Source organism: Streptomyces sp. NPDC005070, from assembly GCF_053600395.1.
In genome coordinates this window covers 1-16,227 of record NZ_JBSFZS010000045.1, presented here as the reverse complement: position 1 = coordinate 16,227, position 16,227 = coordinate 1, and the positions used below count along the sequence as shown (strand labels likewise).

The window sequence follows — 16,227 nt, the reverse complement described above, 5'->3', positions numbered from 1 at the left end:
CGCGGGCCGGGCGGAAGGGAGAAGGGGGTCGGCAGGCACCGGGCGTCGGTGGCTCAGGTCTGGGCGGGTGTCTGTCGGGGCTGCGGCATGCGGCGCCATTTTTCCTGGACGGTCACCTGGCTCAGTCGCCAGCCGTCGCCGGTGCGCAGCAGGCCGAAGGCGTACCGGCCGCCGCACACGAGGTCGGGCGCGGTCGAGTCGCCGTCCTGCCCGGCGAACCGCATCGGATTGATGTAGTCCGCCCGCACCTCGGCCGTGTCGCCGGTGTCCTGGTCCAGGACACCGAACCGCACCCGCCGGTTGACGATCAGATGCTGGCGCATCGCGAACAGGTCGAGGCTCTGCGCGAGCCACCCGGCGACCTCGGCGGCGTCGCCCTCGATGCCCCCTGCCGAGCGGTAGTCGGCCCGGCCCTTCGGCGCGAACAGCCCCCGGTATCCCTCCCAGTCGCCGTCGTCCACGGCCACCGCGTACGCGGTGACGATCTCGTCCACGGAGATCCGGTCCAGCACGGTCGCGAGCTCCACACGCTGCGTCATCGGCTCAGTGTTCGCCACTCCGCCTGCCACGCCAAGGGGCCGTGCGGGGATATTCGGTGTCCGGAAGGGGCGGAGACTCCGTGCCGAGGTCGGTGTGGGTCTGCGATCGTGGGTGATCCATGATCGACCCGCGTGTTCCCCGACCATGGGGATCGCGGTGGGGCGTCGCGTCCAGGAGGCTCGTATGGCACGTCCGGTCACGATCGTCACGGGGGGCAGCCGGGGGATCGGTGCCGCGACCTGTAAGCGGCTCGCCGCGGACGGGCATGACGTGGCCGTCGGCTACGTGAGCGACGGTGCGGCCGCCGAGCGCACCGCGGCCGCCGTCCGTGAGGCCGGGGCGAGCTGTGTCACCGTACGGGTGGACACCTCCGACGAGGCCGCCGTCGAGCGGCTCTTCGACACGGCCGCGGACCGGCTGGGGCCGGTGACGGGGCTGGTGAACAACGCCGGGGTGACCGGACCGCTCGGGCGGCTCGCGGACGCCGACGCCGCGGATCTGCGCCGCGTGGTCGAGGTCAACCTGCTCGGCACGCTGCTCTGTTCGCGCCGTGCCGCCCGGTCCATGGCCGCACGGGGAGGAGGGGCCATCGTGAACGTGTCCTCGGCGGCCGCCACACTCGGCAGTCCCGGCGAGTTCGTGCACTACGCGGCGAGCAAGGCGGGCGTGGACGCGCTGACCGTGGGGCTCGCCAAGGAACTCGGTCCCGACGGCATCCGTGTCAACGCGGTCGCGCCCGGCATGATCGACACCGAGATGCACGCGACCATGGGCGCCCCGGGCCGCGCCGAACGGGCCGCCTCGTCGATTCCACTGCGTCGCGTGGGCGCCGCGGAGGAGATCGCCGCGGCCATCGCGTGGTTGCTGTCGCCCGAGGCGTCGTACACGACGGGGGCGGTGCTTCGGGTGTCGGGCGGGCGCTGAGTCCGCGGGGGTGAGGCGGGTGTCCGGGGTGGTGGGCCTGCGTGAACCGCGGGGCGCGAACGGTGCTACGCCGCTTCGATGATCTCGCCGCGAATCGCCTCGGCCCACTTCACGATCAACAGCTCGTACTCCGCCCGCTCCTGTGCGGACAGGGAGCCGCCCGTCCGCGTCCACAGGGCGCGGATCTGTTCGTTCAACGCGGCGGCAGACCGCACGGAACCAGGCGGAGTGACATCGGTGGACATGCGGACCAGCCTAGGCGCAAGGACTGACACTGCGCTACCGGGCGGCTACGCACGTCGTATGTGCTGCGTCACGGTGTTCATGAGCAAGGCCCCTCTGGTGGCCGAACTCCGCCCTCAGTGGCTGGAGTTGGTCCTGTGGTGGTCGGAACGGCGACGGCACTCGAAGGGTCAGCCGTTGGGCACGCCCGTCTCTGCCCGTTCCGCCCAGACCCGCGCCGCGAGCGCCTCCGCCTCCTCCTGAGGGATACCCGCCCGCACGAGGATGACCCCGCGGCTGCCATCCGGGAACTTCACACTGCGCGCTTCGGTACCCAACCTGCCCTGCGCGGGATCTTTCGGCATGCTCCACCTCCAGTCGGAGAGACCACGCTAAAGCTCCGCGACCCGGTCCGCAGAACAGTTCGGCCAGACGGCCCACAGCGCCCACCTGCGAGAACGTCTCCCGTCGGGGTGGGCGTAGCTGTGCGACGCGGTCGGGGTGCGGTAATTTCGCTCCATGGGGTGGGGGGATCTGGTCACCGCGATCGTCGGCGTGCTGGTCGGCGTCATGGCCACGGAGGGCGTGCACTACTGGCGGTCCCGGGTCGAGAACCCCGCGATCCGCCTGCTGGTACGGCACAACGCCGATCCGGGTGACTACGGGCTGGCCAATGTCGGATACGCGAGTGCCTACCGTGTGGGTGTCTCGGTCGGCTGGGCCACGCCGAGGGGGCACTTCCGGCCCCACCATCACATCAGGCAGTGGAACGAGGTTCCCGCCGGTGCCGAGTTGCGCTTCCAGGTGCCGCCCCAGGAGAGCCGCGGCGACGGAGCGGTCCTGTGCGTCGCCTGGCGCGAAGGGCCGGAACCCTTGAGCCGGCGCCGGACGCAGCTCTGGCCGTTGGCGTGAGACCCGTGGACACCCCGGGGAGCGAACGGCTCAGCCGGAGGACTCGGCGGCGTGCGGGCTGAGGACGTCGGTGCCGACCAGGCCGATGATGACGAATCCGAGGGCGATCCGGTACCAGACGAACGGCATGAAGCTCTTGTGGGAGATGAACTTCATGAACCACGCGATGACGGCGTATCCGACCGCGAAGGCGATGACCGTCGCGAAGACGGTCGGTCCCCAGGAGACGTGACCCTCCGCGGCAGCGTCCTTGAGTTCGAAGGTGCCGGACGCGAGGACGGCCGGCATGGCGAGGAGGAAGGAGTAGCGGGCCGCCGCCGCGCGGCTGTAGCCCATGAACAGGCCGCCACTGATGGTGGCGCCGGACCGGGAGACACCGGGGACCAGGGCCATCGCCTGGCAGACGCCGAACAGCAGGCCGTCCCTGGTGTTCAGGTCCTCGAGCACCTTGCGCTGCTTCGCCGCCCGGTGCCTGCCGCCCGTCTCGTCGCGGGCCGCGAGCCGGTCGGCGATGCCTATGACGATGCCCATCACGATCAGCATGGTCGCGGTGACGCGCAGATCGCGGAACGGTCCCTCGACCTGGTCCTTGAGCGTGATCCCGAGCACGCCGATCGGGATCGAGCCGACGATCACCAGCCAGCCCATCTGGGCGTCATGGTCGCGGCGCATCGCCTTGTTCGTGAGCGAGCGGAACCACGCCGACAGGATCCTTCCCACGTCCTTGCGGAAGTAGATCAGCACCGCGGCCTCCGTGCCGAGCTGCGTGATCGCGGTGAACGCCGCGCCGGGATCGTCCCAGCCCGCGAAGGCCGCGGTCAGCCGCAGATGCGCGCTGGAGGAGACGGGAAGGAATTCGGTCAGCCCCTGGACGAGTCCGAGGACGAGGGATTGAAACCAAGACATGAAGTTACGTGGTCCAAGTGCTGATCGTGGAAAGGGAGATGGGCACGCCTGACCGCGGTGCGCGGCGATCGCGAACGCTCAGGGAAGCCTAACCGGCGCGGCCGACAGCCCGGCCACGGGGGTTTCGGTGACGGTCCGCCCACCCTGCGCAGCGGTTCGGCCGGCCGTTCCCGTCACCCCTCGCTCGCTGCTCCCCGTACGGCGGCTACTCCGTCACCGGTCCCGTCACCGTCCAGCCCGGGGCCTGCGGGTGGGCCATGAGGGAGTCGTCTTCGACCTGCTCGCCGCACTCCCGGCAGACGACCCGGGGGACCAGTTCGTGGCCGCAGGTGTGCTCCAGCACCATGGGCCGGAAGCCGTCCTCCTGGAGGTGCCGGTCGCCCCAGGACATCAGCATCAACAGGACGGGGCTCAGTTCGAGGCCCGCGCGCGTGGGCCGGTACTCGTAGCGCTTGGGGCGGTCGCTGTACTCCGCCTTCTCCAGCAGCCCGGCGTCGACGAGGCGCTTGAGCCTGGCCGTCAGCACGTCGCGAGGGGCGCCGATGTTGCGCGCGAGCTGGTCGAAGCGCGTCGCGCCGAGCGACACCTCGCGCAGGACCAGCAGGGAGTACTTCTCGCCGACGAGAGCGAGCGTCGCGGCGATCGAGCAGGGGCGGGGGTCCTTCATGCCGCCAGTCTACGAAGGTGGGTTGGATGTTCCAACTCACTAGGTTACTCTTGGGTCACTTAGTGGGTTTGGAAATCCAACTCACTCGGTTCGGTGACCGGTCCCGTCCGGTGACCGGTTCCCTGACCTCAGACACCGACCGACCTGAGAGGCATCCCATGCGTGACGCCGTGATCGTCGAAGCCGTACGCACCCCCGTGGGCAAGGGCAAGCCGAACGGTTCGCTCGCCCACGTCCACCCCGTGGAACTCCTCGCCCACACCCTCCGCACGCTCGTCGAACGCTCCGGGATCGACCCGGCGCTGATCGACGACGTCATCGGCGGCACCGTCGACCAGGTCGGCGAGCAGGCCATGAACACCACCCGTTACGCCGTGCTCTCCGCGGGATTCCCCGACACCGTCCCGGCGACCACCGTGGACCGCCAGTGCGGCTCGTCGCAGCAGGCGGTGCACTTCGCCGCGCAGGGCGTCATGTCGGGGGCGTACGACATCGTCGTGGCCTGCGGCGTGGAGTCGATGAGCCGTGTACCGATGTGGTCCAACGTGCCGGCGGGCGCGGACCCCTTCGGCCCCGGCGTCGCGGAGCGCTACCCCGAGGGTCTGGTGCCGCAGGGCATCAGCGCCGAACTCATCGCCGCCAAGTGGGGCATCACCCGCGAGCGGATGGACGACTTCGCGATCGGCTCGCACCGGAAGGCGGCACAGGCGTGGGACGGCGGTCTGTTCGACGCCGAGGTCGCGCCCCTGGAAGGTCTCGCCCGGGACGAGAGCGTCCGTCCCGGCAGCACCCCCGAGGTGCTCGCCGGACTGAAGCCCGCGTACTACGACCCCGGCTTCGCCGAGCGCTTTCCGCAGATCGACTGGTCCGTCACGGCGGGCAACGCGAGCCCGGTCAACGACGGCGCCTCCGCCGTGCTCATCATGTCGAGCGAGACCGCCGCCCGCCTCGGCCTGCGGCCCGTGGCCCGTCTCCACAGCTTCGCCGTCACCGGCTCCGACCCGCTGCTGATGCTCACCGGTGTCATCCCGGCCACCGAGAAGGTGCTGCGCAAGGCCGGTCTCGACCTCGGTGACATCGACCTCTTCGAGGTGAACGAGGCCTTCGCCGCCGTCGTCCTCGCCTGGCAGCAGGAGACGGGCGCCGACCTGTCCAAGGTCAACGTGCACGGCGGAGCCATCGCGCTCGGCCACCCGCTCGGCGCCAGCGGCACCCGCCTCACCACGACCCTCGTCCACGCCATGCGCGCCCGGGGTGCCCGCTACGCGCTGCAGACGATGTGCGAGGCGGGCGGACTGGCGAACGCGATGATCCTGGAAGCGGTGCGTCCGTAGCGGGCGCGTCCGCAGCGCTCGCGGTCGTAGTGGCGCGCGGTCGTTTCCTCGTACCGGTGTCGTGCGGGTCTCAATGGCCGCGCAGGTGGTGGCGCTTGCGCCAGGCCACCACCGTTCCGGCCAGGGCGGGGACCGTGATCAAGGCCATCGCGATCAGGAACGCGGGAGAGGTCGGCGAGGACGCACGGGCGCCGGCGACGGCGTACGCGGCGGTGTTCGGGATCGAGCCGAGCGCCGTCGCGACCAGGAAGGGCAGCCAGCCCATGCGGGACACGGCCGCGCAGTAGTTCGCCGCCCAGAACGGCACACCGGGGAACAGCCGGGCCACCATCATCGAGCGGAAGCCGTGCCGGCTGAGCTGGCCGTCAGCGGCCTTCAGCCAGCGGGCCCGCAGCAGCGGCCGCAGCGCCTCCTGCCCGAGGATCCGGCCGAGTCCGAACGCGGCACCCGCGCCGAGCACCGTGCCCACCAGCGCGGTGCCCAGGCCCATCTGGGAGCCGAACACGGCACCGGCCGCCAGATTGAGCAGCGGCCGGGGCACGAAGGCGACCGTGCACAGCCCGTAGGCCCCGGCGAACGCGACGGCCGCCGCGGTGCCGCCGAGCTGAGGCGGCCAGCCGTCGGCGAGCAGCCGCTGCGGGTCGAAGAGGAACACGCTCGACGCGGCCGCCGCGAGCAGCACGACCAGCAGGGAGAGCCGCGCCCAGGGTGAGAGCAGCGCTCTCAGGAGGCGTGCGGCCGGATCGGTGCGCAGGGCGGTCGGGACCGCGGGTGCGGCGACGGCGATCTCCGAGCCCACGACCAGGTCGGTGGCGACGGTGAGCTCCGTGGCGGCGGCCTGGGGAGTGGCCGTGGCGGTGCCCCCAGAGCGGGTGGTGGCATCGAGCATTCCGGTGACACTAGCCGACGCGTGTGTGTGATCGCCGTATGGTTCGTCTCATGGGCGTCACAGCTTCCGGAACGTCGGGTGCGCGGTTCGAGGTGCCGGACAGCGCGCTCGCGGACATCCTCCTGGAGCGGCTCACCACCGTCTATCCGGCGGCGGCCGACCCTGACCGGGCCGCGTCCATGCGCGCGTACATGAAGGACATCGCTCCCTTCCTCGGCCTGACGACACCCGAGCGCCGCACCCTCTCCCGCACCGTGCTCCTGGACACCGCCCGGCCCGACGAGAAGGACTGCGCCGCGCTCGCCCTGCGCTGCTGGCGGCTGCCGGAACGCGAGTACCAGTACTTCGCCGTCGACTATCTGCGCCGCCATGTCACCCGCCTGTCGTCGGGCTTCCTTCCGGTGGCCCGGCATCTCGTGTCCACCGCCTCCTGGTGGGACACCGTCGACGCGCTCGCCGCGCACGTGGTGGGAGGTCTGGTGGCCGCCGACCCGCGCCTGCGCACCGACATGGACGCCTGGATCGAGGACGACGATCTGTGGGTCGCCCGTACGGCGCTGCTCCATCAGCTCCGGTACAAGGAGGCCACCGACACGGGGCGGCTCTTCGCGTACTGCGTACGGCAGGCCGGCCATCCCGACTTCTTCATCCGCAAGGCCATCGGATGGTGTCTGCGCGAGTACGCCAAGACGGACCCGCGCGCCGTACGGGACTTCGTCGCCGCCGAGCGGGCGCAACTCGCGCCGCTGTCCGTGCGCGAGGCGCTCAAGAACATCGGTCCCTGAGGCCACTGACGCCCCTCGCGCCACACCGGTCCGCGGGGCACCGAAAATCATTCGACGCGAGGGGACCCGTCGGAGATGATCTCCTCATGTTCCGGTACGCCTTCCTCCTCGCAGCATCCGCAGTCGCGGATGCGCCGAAGGCTGCCGTCCAGATCATCACGGCAGCCGTCGACGGCGCCCGAAGCTGACCCTTCCCGGATCGTCCGGCGGACCCCGCAGGGGGAGGGTCGGTCACTCCTGGGGGTCCCCGTCCCGGCCGGTACGCGCCGGGGCCATCACTCAGCTCCGCTGACACCGAAGAGGCTTCGAGGAACCGCCATGCCCAAGACGGCTTACGTGCGCACCAAACCGCACCTGAACATCGGCACCATGGGTCACGTCGACCACGGCAAGACCACCCTGACCGCCGCCATCACCAAGGTCCTCGCCGAGCGCGGCTCCGGCACCTTCGTCCCGTTCGACCGGATCGACCGGGCGCCGGAGGAGGCCGCGCGCGGCATCACCATCAACATCGCGCACGTCGAGTACGAGACCGACACCCGGCACTACGCGCACGTGGACATGCCGGGCCACGCCGACTACGTCAAGAACATGGTCACCGGCGCGGCCCAGCTCGACGGGGCGATCCTCGTCGTGTCCGCGCTGGACGGGATCATGCCGCAGACCGCCGAACACGTGCTGCTCGCCCGGCAGGTGGGCGTCGACCACATCGTCGTCGCCCTCAACAAGGCCGACGCGGGCGACGAGGAGCTCACGGACCTGGTCGAGCTGGAGGTCCGCGAGCTGCTCTCTGCCCAGGGCTACGGGGGCGACTCCGTGCCCGTCGTGCGGGTGTCCGGCCTCAAGGCTCTCGAGGGGGACCCCCGGTGGACGGCGGCGATCGACGCGCTGCTCGACGCCGTCGACACCTATGTGCCGATGCCCGAGCGCTATCTCGACGCGCCGTTCCTGATGCCGGTCGAGAACGTGCTCACCATCACCGGACGCGGAACGGTCGTCACCGGTGCCGTGGAGCGCGGCACGATCCACGTCGGCGACCGGGTCGAGGTGCTCGGCGCGGGCGTCGACACGGTGGTCACCGGCCTGGAGACCTTCGGCAAGCCGATGGAGGAGGCGCAGGCCGGCGACAACGTGGCGCTGCTGCTGCGCGGGGTGCCCCGCGACGCGGTACGCCGCGGGCACATCGCCGCCGCCCCCGGCAGTGTCGTACCCAGCAGCCGTTTCACGGCGCGGGTGTACGTCCTGTCGACGCGCGAGGGCGGCCGTACGACAGCGGTCTCCACCGGGTACCGGCCGCAGTTCTACATCCGCACCGCGGACGTGGTCGGCGACGTCGACCTCGGCGAGGCGGCCGTCGCCCGGCCCGGCGACACGGTCGTCATGACCGTCGAGCTCGGGCGCGAGGTGCCGCTGGAGCCGGGCCTCGGCTTCGCGATCCGTGAGGGCGGCCGCACGGTCGGCGCCGGGACGGTGACGTCGGTCGGCTGACGCCCGGCCGCGGACAGGGAAGCGGGGCCCGCCACGATGTGGCGGGCCCCGCTTCCCCTCGCCCGGCACGGCCCCGGTCGGGGGTGCCCCGGCCGGTCCGTTCGCGGTGCCGCGGAGGCCCTGTCCGCGGCGTTGTGGCCTGCTCCGTTCGCGGCGCCGCGGGTACCGCACAATGGACCCGTGGACGAGCCGATACCCGTGATGCGGGCCGTGGATCACGGGACCGCCAAGCTGATGCCCGACGTGGACCGCGAGCGGGCCTGGCTGCTGACCGTGGACGGCGCACCCCAGTCGTACGTCGACCTGGACGAACCGACGCACCTGGAATTCGAGTACACCCGGCGCCTCGGCCACGTGCTGGACACGGTGGCGGAGGCGGGGCGCGCCCTGGACGTGCTGCACCTCGGCGGCGGGGCGCTGACCCTGCCCCGCTACGTCGCGGCCACCCGGCCCGGTTCACGCCAGGACGTGATCGAGGCGGACAAGGGCCTGCTGGCCCTGGTCGGCGCGTGTCTGCCGCTGCCCGGCGGCTCGGGCATCGAACTGCACCACGCCGACGCCCGCGCCTGGATCGAAGCCGCCGCCCCCGCCTCCGCCGACATCCTGATCGCGGACGTCTTCGGCGGCTCGCGTGTACCGGCGCACCTGACGTCCGTCGCGTACGCGAGCGCCGCCGAGCGTGTGCTGCGCCCCGGCGGCTTCTACCTCGCCAACCTCGCGGACGCGGCGCCCTTCGCCTTTCTGCGCTCCCAGCTCGCCACGTTCTCCACCGTGTTCGAGGAGATCGCCCTCATCGCCGAACCCGGCGTGCTGCGCGGCCGGCGCTTCGGCAACGCCGTGCTCGTGGCCTCCCACCAGCCGTTCGACACGGCGGCACTGGCCCGGCGCACCGCCGCCGACGCCTTCCCTGCCCGCGTCGAACACGGCCCCGCGCTGCGGGACTTCATCGCGGGCGCCGCTCCGGTGCGCGACGAGGACGCTGTTCCGTCACCCGAGCCGCCCGGCGGGTCCTTCGGCATCGGCTGACGCCGGCTTCGTGCCGGGCACCGCGGCGGGAGCACCCTGCGCCACCGCCCGGGACCGCCGCGTCAGATTGCGGACGTCCGGGACGCACAGCACGGCCGCCGTGGCCACCACGACGAGCGTCGCGCAGCCCCACAGCGCGGGCGTCCGGCCGAAGGCCTGCTCCGCGGGACCCGCCAGCGCCGTGGCCAGCGGGACCATCGCGATCGAACCGAACCAGTCGTACGCCGACACCCGCGAGAGCTTGTCCTCGGGGATCTCCTGGTGGAGCGCCGTCATCCACGACACACCGAACACCTCTATCGCCAGACCGCTGACGAACATCACCGCGTACAGCGGTCCCACCGGCAGGGGGACCGCGAGCGCGGCGGCGGGTGCCGCGAGCGGGAAGACGCACAGGGTGCCCGTGAGCAGCAGGCGACGGGGCTTCCAGCGGGTCATGAGCAGCGCGCCGCCCACGGTCCCGGCGCCGAACGCGCCGAGCGCCAGGCCCCAGGGTCCCGCCCCGCCCAGACTGTCCCGGGCGACCAGCGGACCGTAGACCGCGTCAGCCGCTCCGACGACCGCGACCACGACGGAGAACTGCGCGACGATCGTCCACAGCCAGGGACGCCCGACGAATTCGTGCCAGCCGTCGCGCAGATCGGCGAGGAGGCCGCCGCCCGGTTCTCGCGGCGGTATGTGGCTGACGTCGAGGAAGGAACGCAGCGCGCCGGCGGCCGCGAAGGCCACGGCGTCCACGGCGAGCACCCAGCCCGGTCCGATGACGGCCACCAGGGCGCCGCCCAGGGCCGCGCCGCCGACACCCGCACCCTGCATCGCCATCCGGAACATCGCGAACGCGCGGCTCGCCTGCTCCCCGCGGACCGAGGACATGAGCATGCCCTCGGCGGCCGGGTTGAAGAAGGCCTGCCCGGTGCCGCCGAGCGCGGACAGCAGCATCATCTGCCACAGCCGTGCCTCGCCGGAGAGGACGAGTACGGCGAACGCCGCCTGCGACACACAGTTGAGGGCGTTGGCGGCGACCATCACCCGGTGCCGCGGCAGCCGGTCCGCGACGGCTCCGCCGATCAGCAGGAACAGCACCAGCGGCACGGTCCGTGCCGCGGCCACCAAGCCGATGTCGCCTCCGTCGCCGCCCGCGGCGAGCACCGCGAACGCGGCGGCGATCAGCGCGCCCTGGCTGCCCAGGTTGGTGACGACGGCGGCGGCCGTCAGAAGGGTGTAGTTCCGGCCCGCCCAGGAGGGGCGGCGGGAGGGTCGGGCGCGGTCGGCGGCTGAGGTCACCGGGAGACTATCGCCGCCCGGTGCCCGACTTGCCAAACCCATGACCTGCACCCTTGCGGGTATTCACCCCCGTGAGCCGGTCTCCGCGGCGCCCGCTCGGGCTCAGGACCCGGTCGGGTCGCCGTGCAGCCGTACGGTGCCGAGGATCTTCTTCACGGTCGCGTCCGGGATCTCCTCCGAGACACCCTTGGCGCCGTAGAGCGTCCAGGACACGAAGTCGCCCGCCGAGTTCTTGAAGGCGAAGGTGGTCGCCTTGCCGTCGGAGTCGCACTTGCCCTTCTTGGGGACACCCTTGGAGTACGTCGTCGCGACGCTGCCCTTGATGCCCGCGGCCGTGGTGTACGCCTCGGGCTTGCCGATCTTCAGCAGCTTCTTCGAAGCGTTCTTCTGATCGGTGTAGCCGCCGAAGACCCACCACGCGGAGTCGTTGCGCGCCACGTCGTCCGTGTTCTTGGCGCCGCTCTGGCCCTTGGTGCCCGCGGCGGCGAGCGAGGTGTCCTCGGTGCGGCCGTCCTTGTTCGCGTCGGACGAGCACCACTTCTCCTTGAGGAACGCGGGCGCGGACATGCCGATGAGCACGGAGCCGTCGCCCTTCTTGTCGTCCTCGAAGCCGATGAAGGTGCCGGAAGTGCTGACGTTCCAGTCCGGCGGCACGTCGAACGCGGTGCCCCACTTCGGGTTCACCACGACCTTCCAGCCGGCGATCGTCGCCTTCTCGTCGTCGCCGCCGCGCGGGTCGGCCTCGCTCGCGCTCGCGCTCGCCGACGTGGACGCCGACGCCTTCGGGGACTTGGACGTGTCCCCGCCGGCCTTGTCGTCCGAGTCGCCGTTTCCGCCCAGGACGAGGTAACCGGTGACCCCGGCGGCGATCACGACGGCAAGGGCCGCGACGATCGCGGTGATCTTCGTCCTGTTACCGCCACCGCCCCCGCCGTTGCCGCCGGGCACCTGGGGCGAGCCGAGGGGATCCGACGGCGCTCCCCACTGAGGCTGCCCCGGCTGCTGTCCGTACGGGCCGGGCTGCGGGTACCCCGGCTGCTGGTATCCCGGCTGCTGGTACGGATTCGGCTGCTGGTAACCCGGCTGCTGATACGGGTTCTGGTCCTGCGGATTCTGCTCGCCCCCGGGCGGCTGCTGTCCTGGCCACATGGCTGGTAACGATAGAGGGGCCTGTGACCCGGGTGCCACGGCGGTCCCCGAAACGACCGCGCCGTCAGGCCACTTGTCCCATTGATCCCGGCTCGCACCGCATCTGATGCCCGCTCGCACCGCATCTGATGCCGGCTCAGGCCGTGCTCGGGTCTCCGTCCTTGACGCCCACCGGTCCCGGCTCAGGCCCCCGTCGGGTCACCGTGCAGACGCACGGTGCTCAGGAACCTCAGAATGGTCGCGTCGGGATCTCGTCCCGCACGCCGGTGGCTCCGTAGAGATTCCACGCCACGAAGTCGCCCGCGGAGTTCCTGAATCCGAACGTGACGGCCTTGCCGTCGCTCGCGCACTTCCCCTTCCGGGGCGTGTTCTCGGACCTGGCCCAGGCGACGCTCCCGGTGATCAGCGGTTTGTCGTCGGCCTTCGCGTCGTGCTTCTCGAACCCGGTCGACGTGCCCGGCGAGGCCGCCTCCCAGTCCGCGGGGACGTCGAAGGCTGTGCCCCACTCGGGGTTGACGACGACCTTCCAGCCGGGGACGGTCGGCTGCTCGACGGCTCCGCCGCGCGGGTCGCCGTCGGACGGGGAGGCGCCCGGTGTTCCTGCGGGTCCGTCCCCGCGGGTTCCGCTCGCCTCCGGGCGCCTGCTGTCGTGGCCGCATGGGCCGTCACGTCAGTGGCGCCTGTGAAACGTTTCTGTCACCGCGTTTCGTCAGGCCTGTACTGGAGTGCGGCTCCGCCTGTGCAAGGACTGATCGACTTCGGCGCCAGGTCAGGGGGCTGGCCAAGGGTTGCTACCCATGGGTAACATCGTCGTATGAGCGCAGACCAGATGACGATCGGCGAGATGCTCGCCGCGACCGTGCCGATGGCCCGGACCCTGAACCTCGAGTTCGTGGAGACCACTCCGGAGAAGGCCGTCGTGGCGCTCCCGGACCAGGGCGACTTCCACAACCATGTCGGCGGACCGCACGCCGGCGCCATGTTCACGCTGGGGGAGTCGGCGAGCGGGGCCATCGTGCTCGCCGCCTTCGGGGACCAGCTCTCCCGCGCCGTGCCGCTCGCGGTCAGCGCCGAGATCGCGTACAAGAAGCTCGCGATGGGCCCCGTCACGGCCACCGCCACGCTCGGGCGGCCCGCCGCCGACGTCGTCGCGGAGCTCGACGCCGGTCAGCGCCCCGAGTTCCCCGTCGCCATCGCCATCCAGCGCGGTGACGGCGCGGTGACCGGCGAGATGACGGTCATCTGGACCCTCCGGCCGAACGGCTGAGACGGACTTCACCTACAGGGCCCTGATCGGGAGTGCGAGCCGGTCGGGGCCCTGGGCCGTCGCCGGGCCGCTTCAGCCGCGCGGCACGCGAATGCTCACCGTCTGGGTGACCCGGGTGCAGAGCCGGTGGCCGTCGTCCTCGATGTCGCATTCCACGACCGCAGTGTCGCGTCCCACCCGCAGCACGCGGGCCTTCGCGTACGCGGCTCCCTCGCGTACCGGCCGCAGGAAGTGCGTGGTCGAGGTGGTGGTGGCGGGGACCGCGCCCGCCGGGCCGTTCAGCGCGGCGCACACCGCCGAGGCGACGTCGGCCAGGCCCATCAGCGCGCCCCCGTGCAACCCGCCTCCCGCGGTGGACAGTTCGGGCACGAAATCGAGTTCGGCGTCCACTCCCTCGGCGGACAGAGTCGTGAAGCGAACGCCCAGGGTCCTGGCGTAGGGGGCCATCGCGTAGATGTCGTCGGCGGTGACGGTCACATCGGGCTCCTTGTGGGAGTGGCGGGACGCGGATCGATGATCCTTTCTATCAACTCCCTTGCTGTGAGGGGGCGTTCCGGCGGTGCGGAATGTGTGCGCGATCCGGCCGTCCGTCGCGCCGGCGTGCCGGACGCCAATCGTGCGGCGAACACAACGCGTCGTTCAGCTCACTGCCACTGCCCGGTCATGGCCGGTCACCACCGTGCCCCCTGACAGCGATCCCGCTCACCTGGAGGGCACATGGGCACGGCAGGACAGCAGAACGGGCCGGACAGAAGGGCGTTGCTGCGCGCGGCGGTCGCCGTCCCGGCGGCCGGCGCGGCGACGGCGGCCTTCGAGACGGCCCCGGCACGGGCCGCGACCACGGGCGGGGGAGGCCGGTTCGACACCGAGAGCCCGCGCTTCACGCTGGCCGTGCTTCCCGACACGCAGTACCTCTTCGACGCCGACAGCGCGGACCCGGAGCCGCTGCGGGAGACCTTCCGGTACCTCGTCGCGGAGCGGGCCGAGGCCAACATCGCCTTCATGACGCACCTCGGCGATGTCACCGAACACGGCACCGAGGACGAGATCGGACGCGCCGCCGACACCTTCCGCACCCTGCACGGCAAGGTCCCCTACAGCGTCCTGGCCGGCAACCACGACATCCCCTCGTCCACCGACGACCAGCGCGGAGACACGGCCTACCTGGCCGCGTTCGGCCCCGAGCGCTACGCCTCCATGCCCACCTTCCGCGGTGCCTCCCCCGACGGTTACAACAGCTACCACGTGCTGCGCGCCGCCGGCCGGGAGTGGCTGGTGCTCGCCCTGGACTGGAGAGTGTCGGACAAGGGACTGCGCTGGGCCCAGGGTGTCCTGGACGCCCATCCGACGCTTCCCGCCGTGCTCACCACACACGACATCGCGTGGTCGGACGACGACGGCAGGGCGCAGCTCTCCGACAACGGCGAGCGCCTGTGGGACGGGCTCGTCCGCGGCAACGACCAGATCTTCCTCGCCCTCGGCGGCCACTACTGGCCACCCGGGCGCACGGTCCTGACCAACGACGACGACAACGATGTCCACGTCCACATCACCAACTACCAGGACCGCTACTACGGCGGCGCCGGGATGATCCGGACCTACTCCTTCGACCTGGCCAGAGGCGTCATCGACGTGGAGACGTTCGCGCCGTGGTTCCTCGCCCGCGACCCGGGGAAGCGGACTCCGCTGGAGGCCGAGACGATCGAACTGACCGGTCCTGTCGACCGGTTCGGCCTGCGCATCGACTTCGACGAGCGTTTCGAGGGCTTCGCGCCCGTCGTCCCGCCGAAGCCGCGCCCCGCCTCCGCCGTGATGCCGCACGGCACGGTGGCCTACTGGCGCTTCGACGGCTCCGGGACGGTGCCGGGTGCTCCTGTCGAGGACGGCACGGTCGTACGGGACCTCACCGGCCACGGGAACGACCTGACCGTGAGCCGGCTGCACGCGAGCGGCCCGGCCGTCCTGACCTGGTCGGCGGACCACCACCCGGGCCAGCCCGCCCACGCCAGCCTCCGTTTCGACGGCGGGAAGAGCCCCGACCGCGGCGCCATCCTCACGACGCGGGCCGGGGCCGTCCTGAACAGCGCGAAGTTCACGCGGGGCTACACCATCGAGACGTTCGTCAAACTGCCGGATCCCTTCGAGGGCGATCACGCCTGGATGGGCATCCTGAGCTGGGAGGGCCGCAACGGCGACGCGGGAAAGACGACCGGCTGGTCTCCGCTGGAGCCCACCTGCAGCCTCAATCTGTCGCCGGAGCGGTTCCTGCAGTTCGTCGTGTATCCGGAGCGGCAGGACGCCGACCCGACCTCGTGGAGTCACGCGCTCCCGGTCGGCCGCTGGACGCATGTCGCCGTAGTGAACGACGGCCGCCGCACCGTCCTCTACGTCGACGGCTCGAAGATCGCCCGCAACCCCGCACAGCCGTCCACCGGGATCGCGACACTCGGCAAGCCCTTCGTCATCGGTGCCACCCAGTTCGACGAGACCTTCGGTCAGGGCTTCTACGGCTGGATCGGCGACACCCGCGTCGTCGACCACGCCCTGCCCGCGCGGGACTTCCTCAAGCCTCCGTCCTAGAGCACCTGTTCCCTTCCGGCCGTCCATGCCCGACCCTGGCCTTCGGGTGGTGGGGGGGGGCGCCCCGGGGGCCGGGGGGGGGGGCCGGCTCGGGGGGGGGGTGGCGGTGGGGTCGCGGGGGGGGGGGCGGGGGGGGGGGGGGGGGGGGGGGGGGGGGGGGGGGGGGGGGGGGGGGGGTGGGGGGGCCGGCCGGTGAAGCGGTACGAGCTGACGGTGATGGGGACGACCGATCTCCACGGTCACGTGTTCAACTG

Annotated in this window: 17 protein-coding genes and 1 pseudogene; 9 read left to right on the top strand and 9 right to left on the bottom strand. The window is 71.6% G+C overall.

What is annotated here, in order from left to right:
• Positions 1-53: 53 nt before the first annotated feature.
• Positions 54-539 (bottom strand): nuclear transport factor 2 family protein, encoded by a 486-nt coding sequence (locus tag ACWEBX_RS17520; protein ID WP_451885727.1) that lies wholly within the window; start codon positions 537-539, stop codon positions 54-56.
• 184 nt (positions 540-723) lie between these two features.
• On the opposite strand from ACWEBX_RS17520, the gene ACWEBX_RS17515 reads away from it, so the two are divergent.
• On the top strand, positions 724-1,464 hold the full coding sequence (locus ACWEBX_RS17515; RefSeq protein WP_451885726.1) for an SDR family NAD(P)-dependent oxidoreductase: 741 nt from the start codon (positions 724-726) through the stop codon (positions 1,462-1,464).
• Between the two features lie 65 nt (positions 1,465-1,529).
• On the opposite strand, the gene ACWEBX_RS17510 is transcribed toward ACWEBX_RS17515, so the two are convergent.
• Positions 1,530-1,709, bottom strand: a complete 180-nt coding sequence (locus tag ACWEBX_RS17510) for a hypothetical protein (protein ID WP_451885725.1) — start codon at positions 1,707-1,709, stop codon at positions 1,530-1,532.
• A gap of 79 nt (positions 1,710-1,788) precedes the next feature.
• On the opposite strand from ACWEBX_RS17510, the gene ACWEBX_RS17505 reads away from it, so the two are divergent.
• Both ACWEBX_RS17505 and ACWEBX_RS17500 read left to right on the top strand, forming a co-directional pair.
• The gene (locus ACWEBX_RS17505; RefSeq protein WP_451885724.1) at positions 1,789-1,950 is read left to right on the top strand and encodes a hypothetical protein; all 162 of its coding nucleotides are present in this window, start codon (positions 1,789-1,791) and stop codon (positions 1,948-1,950) included.
• A gap of 255 nt (positions 1,951-2,205) precedes the next feature.
• Positions 2,206-2,598, top strand: a complete 393-nt coding sequence (locus ACWEBX_RS17500) for a hypothetical protein (RefSeq protein ID WP_451885723.1) — start codon at positions 2,206-2,208, stop codon at positions 2,596-2,598.
• A 30-nt stretch (positions 2,599-2,628) separates the two neighbouring features.
• Here the strand turns inward: ACWEBX_RS17500 and ACWEBX_RS17495 are convergent, their stop codons facing one another.
• Together ACWEBX_RS17495 and ACWEBX_RS17490 are read right to left on the bottom strand one after the other, a co-directional pair.
• Positions 2,629-3,504, bottom strand: a complete 876-nt coding sequence (locus ACWEBX_RS17495) for an undecaprenyl-diphosphate phosphatase (protein WP_451885722.1) — start codon at positions 3,502-3,504, stop codon at positions 2,629-2,631.
• 205 nt (positions 3,505-3,709) lie between these two features.
• Positions 3,710-4,171 (bottom strand): winged helix-turn-helix transcriptional regulator, encoded by a 462-nt coding sequence (locus ACWEBX_RS17490; protein ID WP_451885721.1) that lies wholly within the window; start codon positions 4,169-4,171, stop codon positions 3,710-3,712.
• Positions 4,172-4,329: 158 nt separating this feature from the next.
• Between ACWEBX_RS17490 and ACWEBX_RS17485 the strand changes: the two genes are divergently transcribed.
• Positions 4,330-5,505, top strand: coding sequence for a thiolase family protein (locus tag ACWEBX_RS17485; protein ID WP_451885720.1), 1,176 nt, complete (start codon positions 4,330-4,332; stop codon positions 5,503-5,505).
• A gap of 70 nt (positions 5,506-5,575) precedes the next feature.
• Here ACWEBX_RS17485 and ACWEBX_RS17480 read toward each other — a convergent pair whose 3' ends face one another.
• Positions 5,576-6,394 (bottom strand): TVP38/TMEM64 family protein, encoded by an 819-nt coding sequence (locus ACWEBX_RS17480; RefSeq protein ID WP_451885719.1) that lies wholly within the window; start codon positions 6,392-6,394, stop codon positions 5,576-5,578.
• A gap of 50 nt (positions 6,395-6,444) precedes the next feature.
• Between ACWEBX_RS17480 and ACWEBX_RS17475 the strand changes: the two genes are divergently transcribed.
• From ACWEBX_RS17475 to ACWEBX_RS17465, 3 genes are all read left to right on the top strand, one after another.
• Positions 6,445-7,179 (top strand): DNA alkylation repair protein, encoded by a 735-nt coding sequence (locus ACWEBX_RS17475; protein ID WP_451885718.1) that lies wholly within the window; start codon positions 6,445-6,447, stop codon positions 7,177-7,179.
• Positions 7,180-7,497: 318 nt separating this feature from the next.
• Positions 7,498-8,667, top strand: a complete 1,170-nt coding sequence (tuf, locus tag ACWEBX_RS17470; protein WP_451885717.1) for an elongation factor Tu — start codon at positions 7,498-7,500, stop codon at positions 8,665-8,667.
• A gap of 180 nt (positions 8,668-8,847) precedes the next feature.
• Positions 8,848-9,693 (top strand): spermidine synthase, encoded by an 846-nt coding sequence (locus ACWEBX_RS17465; RefSeq protein WP_451885716.1) that lies wholly within the window; start codon positions 8,848-8,850, stop codon positions 9,691-9,693.
• Here ACWEBX_RS17465 and ACWEBX_RS17460 read toward each other — a convergent pair.
• The 3 genes and pseudogenes from ACWEBX_RS17460 to ACWEBX_RS17450 form a co-directional block, all read right to left on the bottom strand.
• Positions 9,655-11,019 (bottom strand): MFS transporter, encoded by a 1,365-nt coding sequence (locus ACWEBX_RS17460; protein ID WP_451885715.1) that lies wholly within the window; start codon positions 11,017-11,019, stop codon positions 9,655-9,657. The genes ACWEBX_RS17465 and ACWEBX_RS17460 overlap by 39 nt on opposite strands.
• 60 nt (positions 11,020-11,079) lie before the next feature.
• The gene (locus ACWEBX_RS17455) at positions 11,080-12,126 is read right to left on the bottom strand and encodes a hypothetical protein (RefSeq protein WP_451885714.1); all 1,047 of its coding nucleotides are present in this window, start codon (positions 12,124-12,126) and stop codon (positions 11,080-11,082) included.
• A 182-nt stretch (positions 12,127-12,308) separates the two neighbouring features.
• Positions 12,309-12,742 (bottom strand): annotated as a pseudogene (locus ACWEBX_RS17450) (hypothetical protein); the annotation flags it as partial.
• Positions 12,743-12,955: 213 nt separating this feature from the next.
• Between ACWEBX_RS17450 and ACWEBX_RS17445 the strand changes: the two are divergent.
• Positions 12,956-13,393: a DUF4442 domain-containing protein gene (locus ACWEBX_RS17445; RefSeq protein ID WP_103552027.1), complete on the top strand. Its 438-nt coding sequence runs from the start codon at positions 12,956-12,958 to the stop codon at positions 13,391-13,393.
• Positions 13,394-13,465: 72 nt separating this feature from the next.
• On the opposite strand, the gene ACWEBX_RS17440 is transcribed toward ACWEBX_RS17445, so the two are convergent.
• Complete coding sequence (locus ACWEBX_RS17440) at positions 13,466-13,870, bottom strand: PaaI family thioesterase (RefSeq protein WP_451885713.1); 405 nt, start codon at positions 13,868-13,870, stop codon at positions 13,466-13,468.
• 240 nt (positions 13,871-14,110) lie between these two features.
• Between ACWEBX_RS17440 and ACWEBX_RS17435 the strand changes: the two genes are divergently transcribed.
• Positions 14,111-15,973: a LamG-like jellyroll fold domain-containing protein gene (locus tag ACWEBX_RS17435; RefSeq protein WP_451885712.1), complete on the top strand. Its 1,863-nt coding sequence runs from the start codon at positions 14,111-14,113 to the stop codon at positions 15,971-15,973.
• Positions 15,974-16,227: the final 254 nt, after the last annotated feature.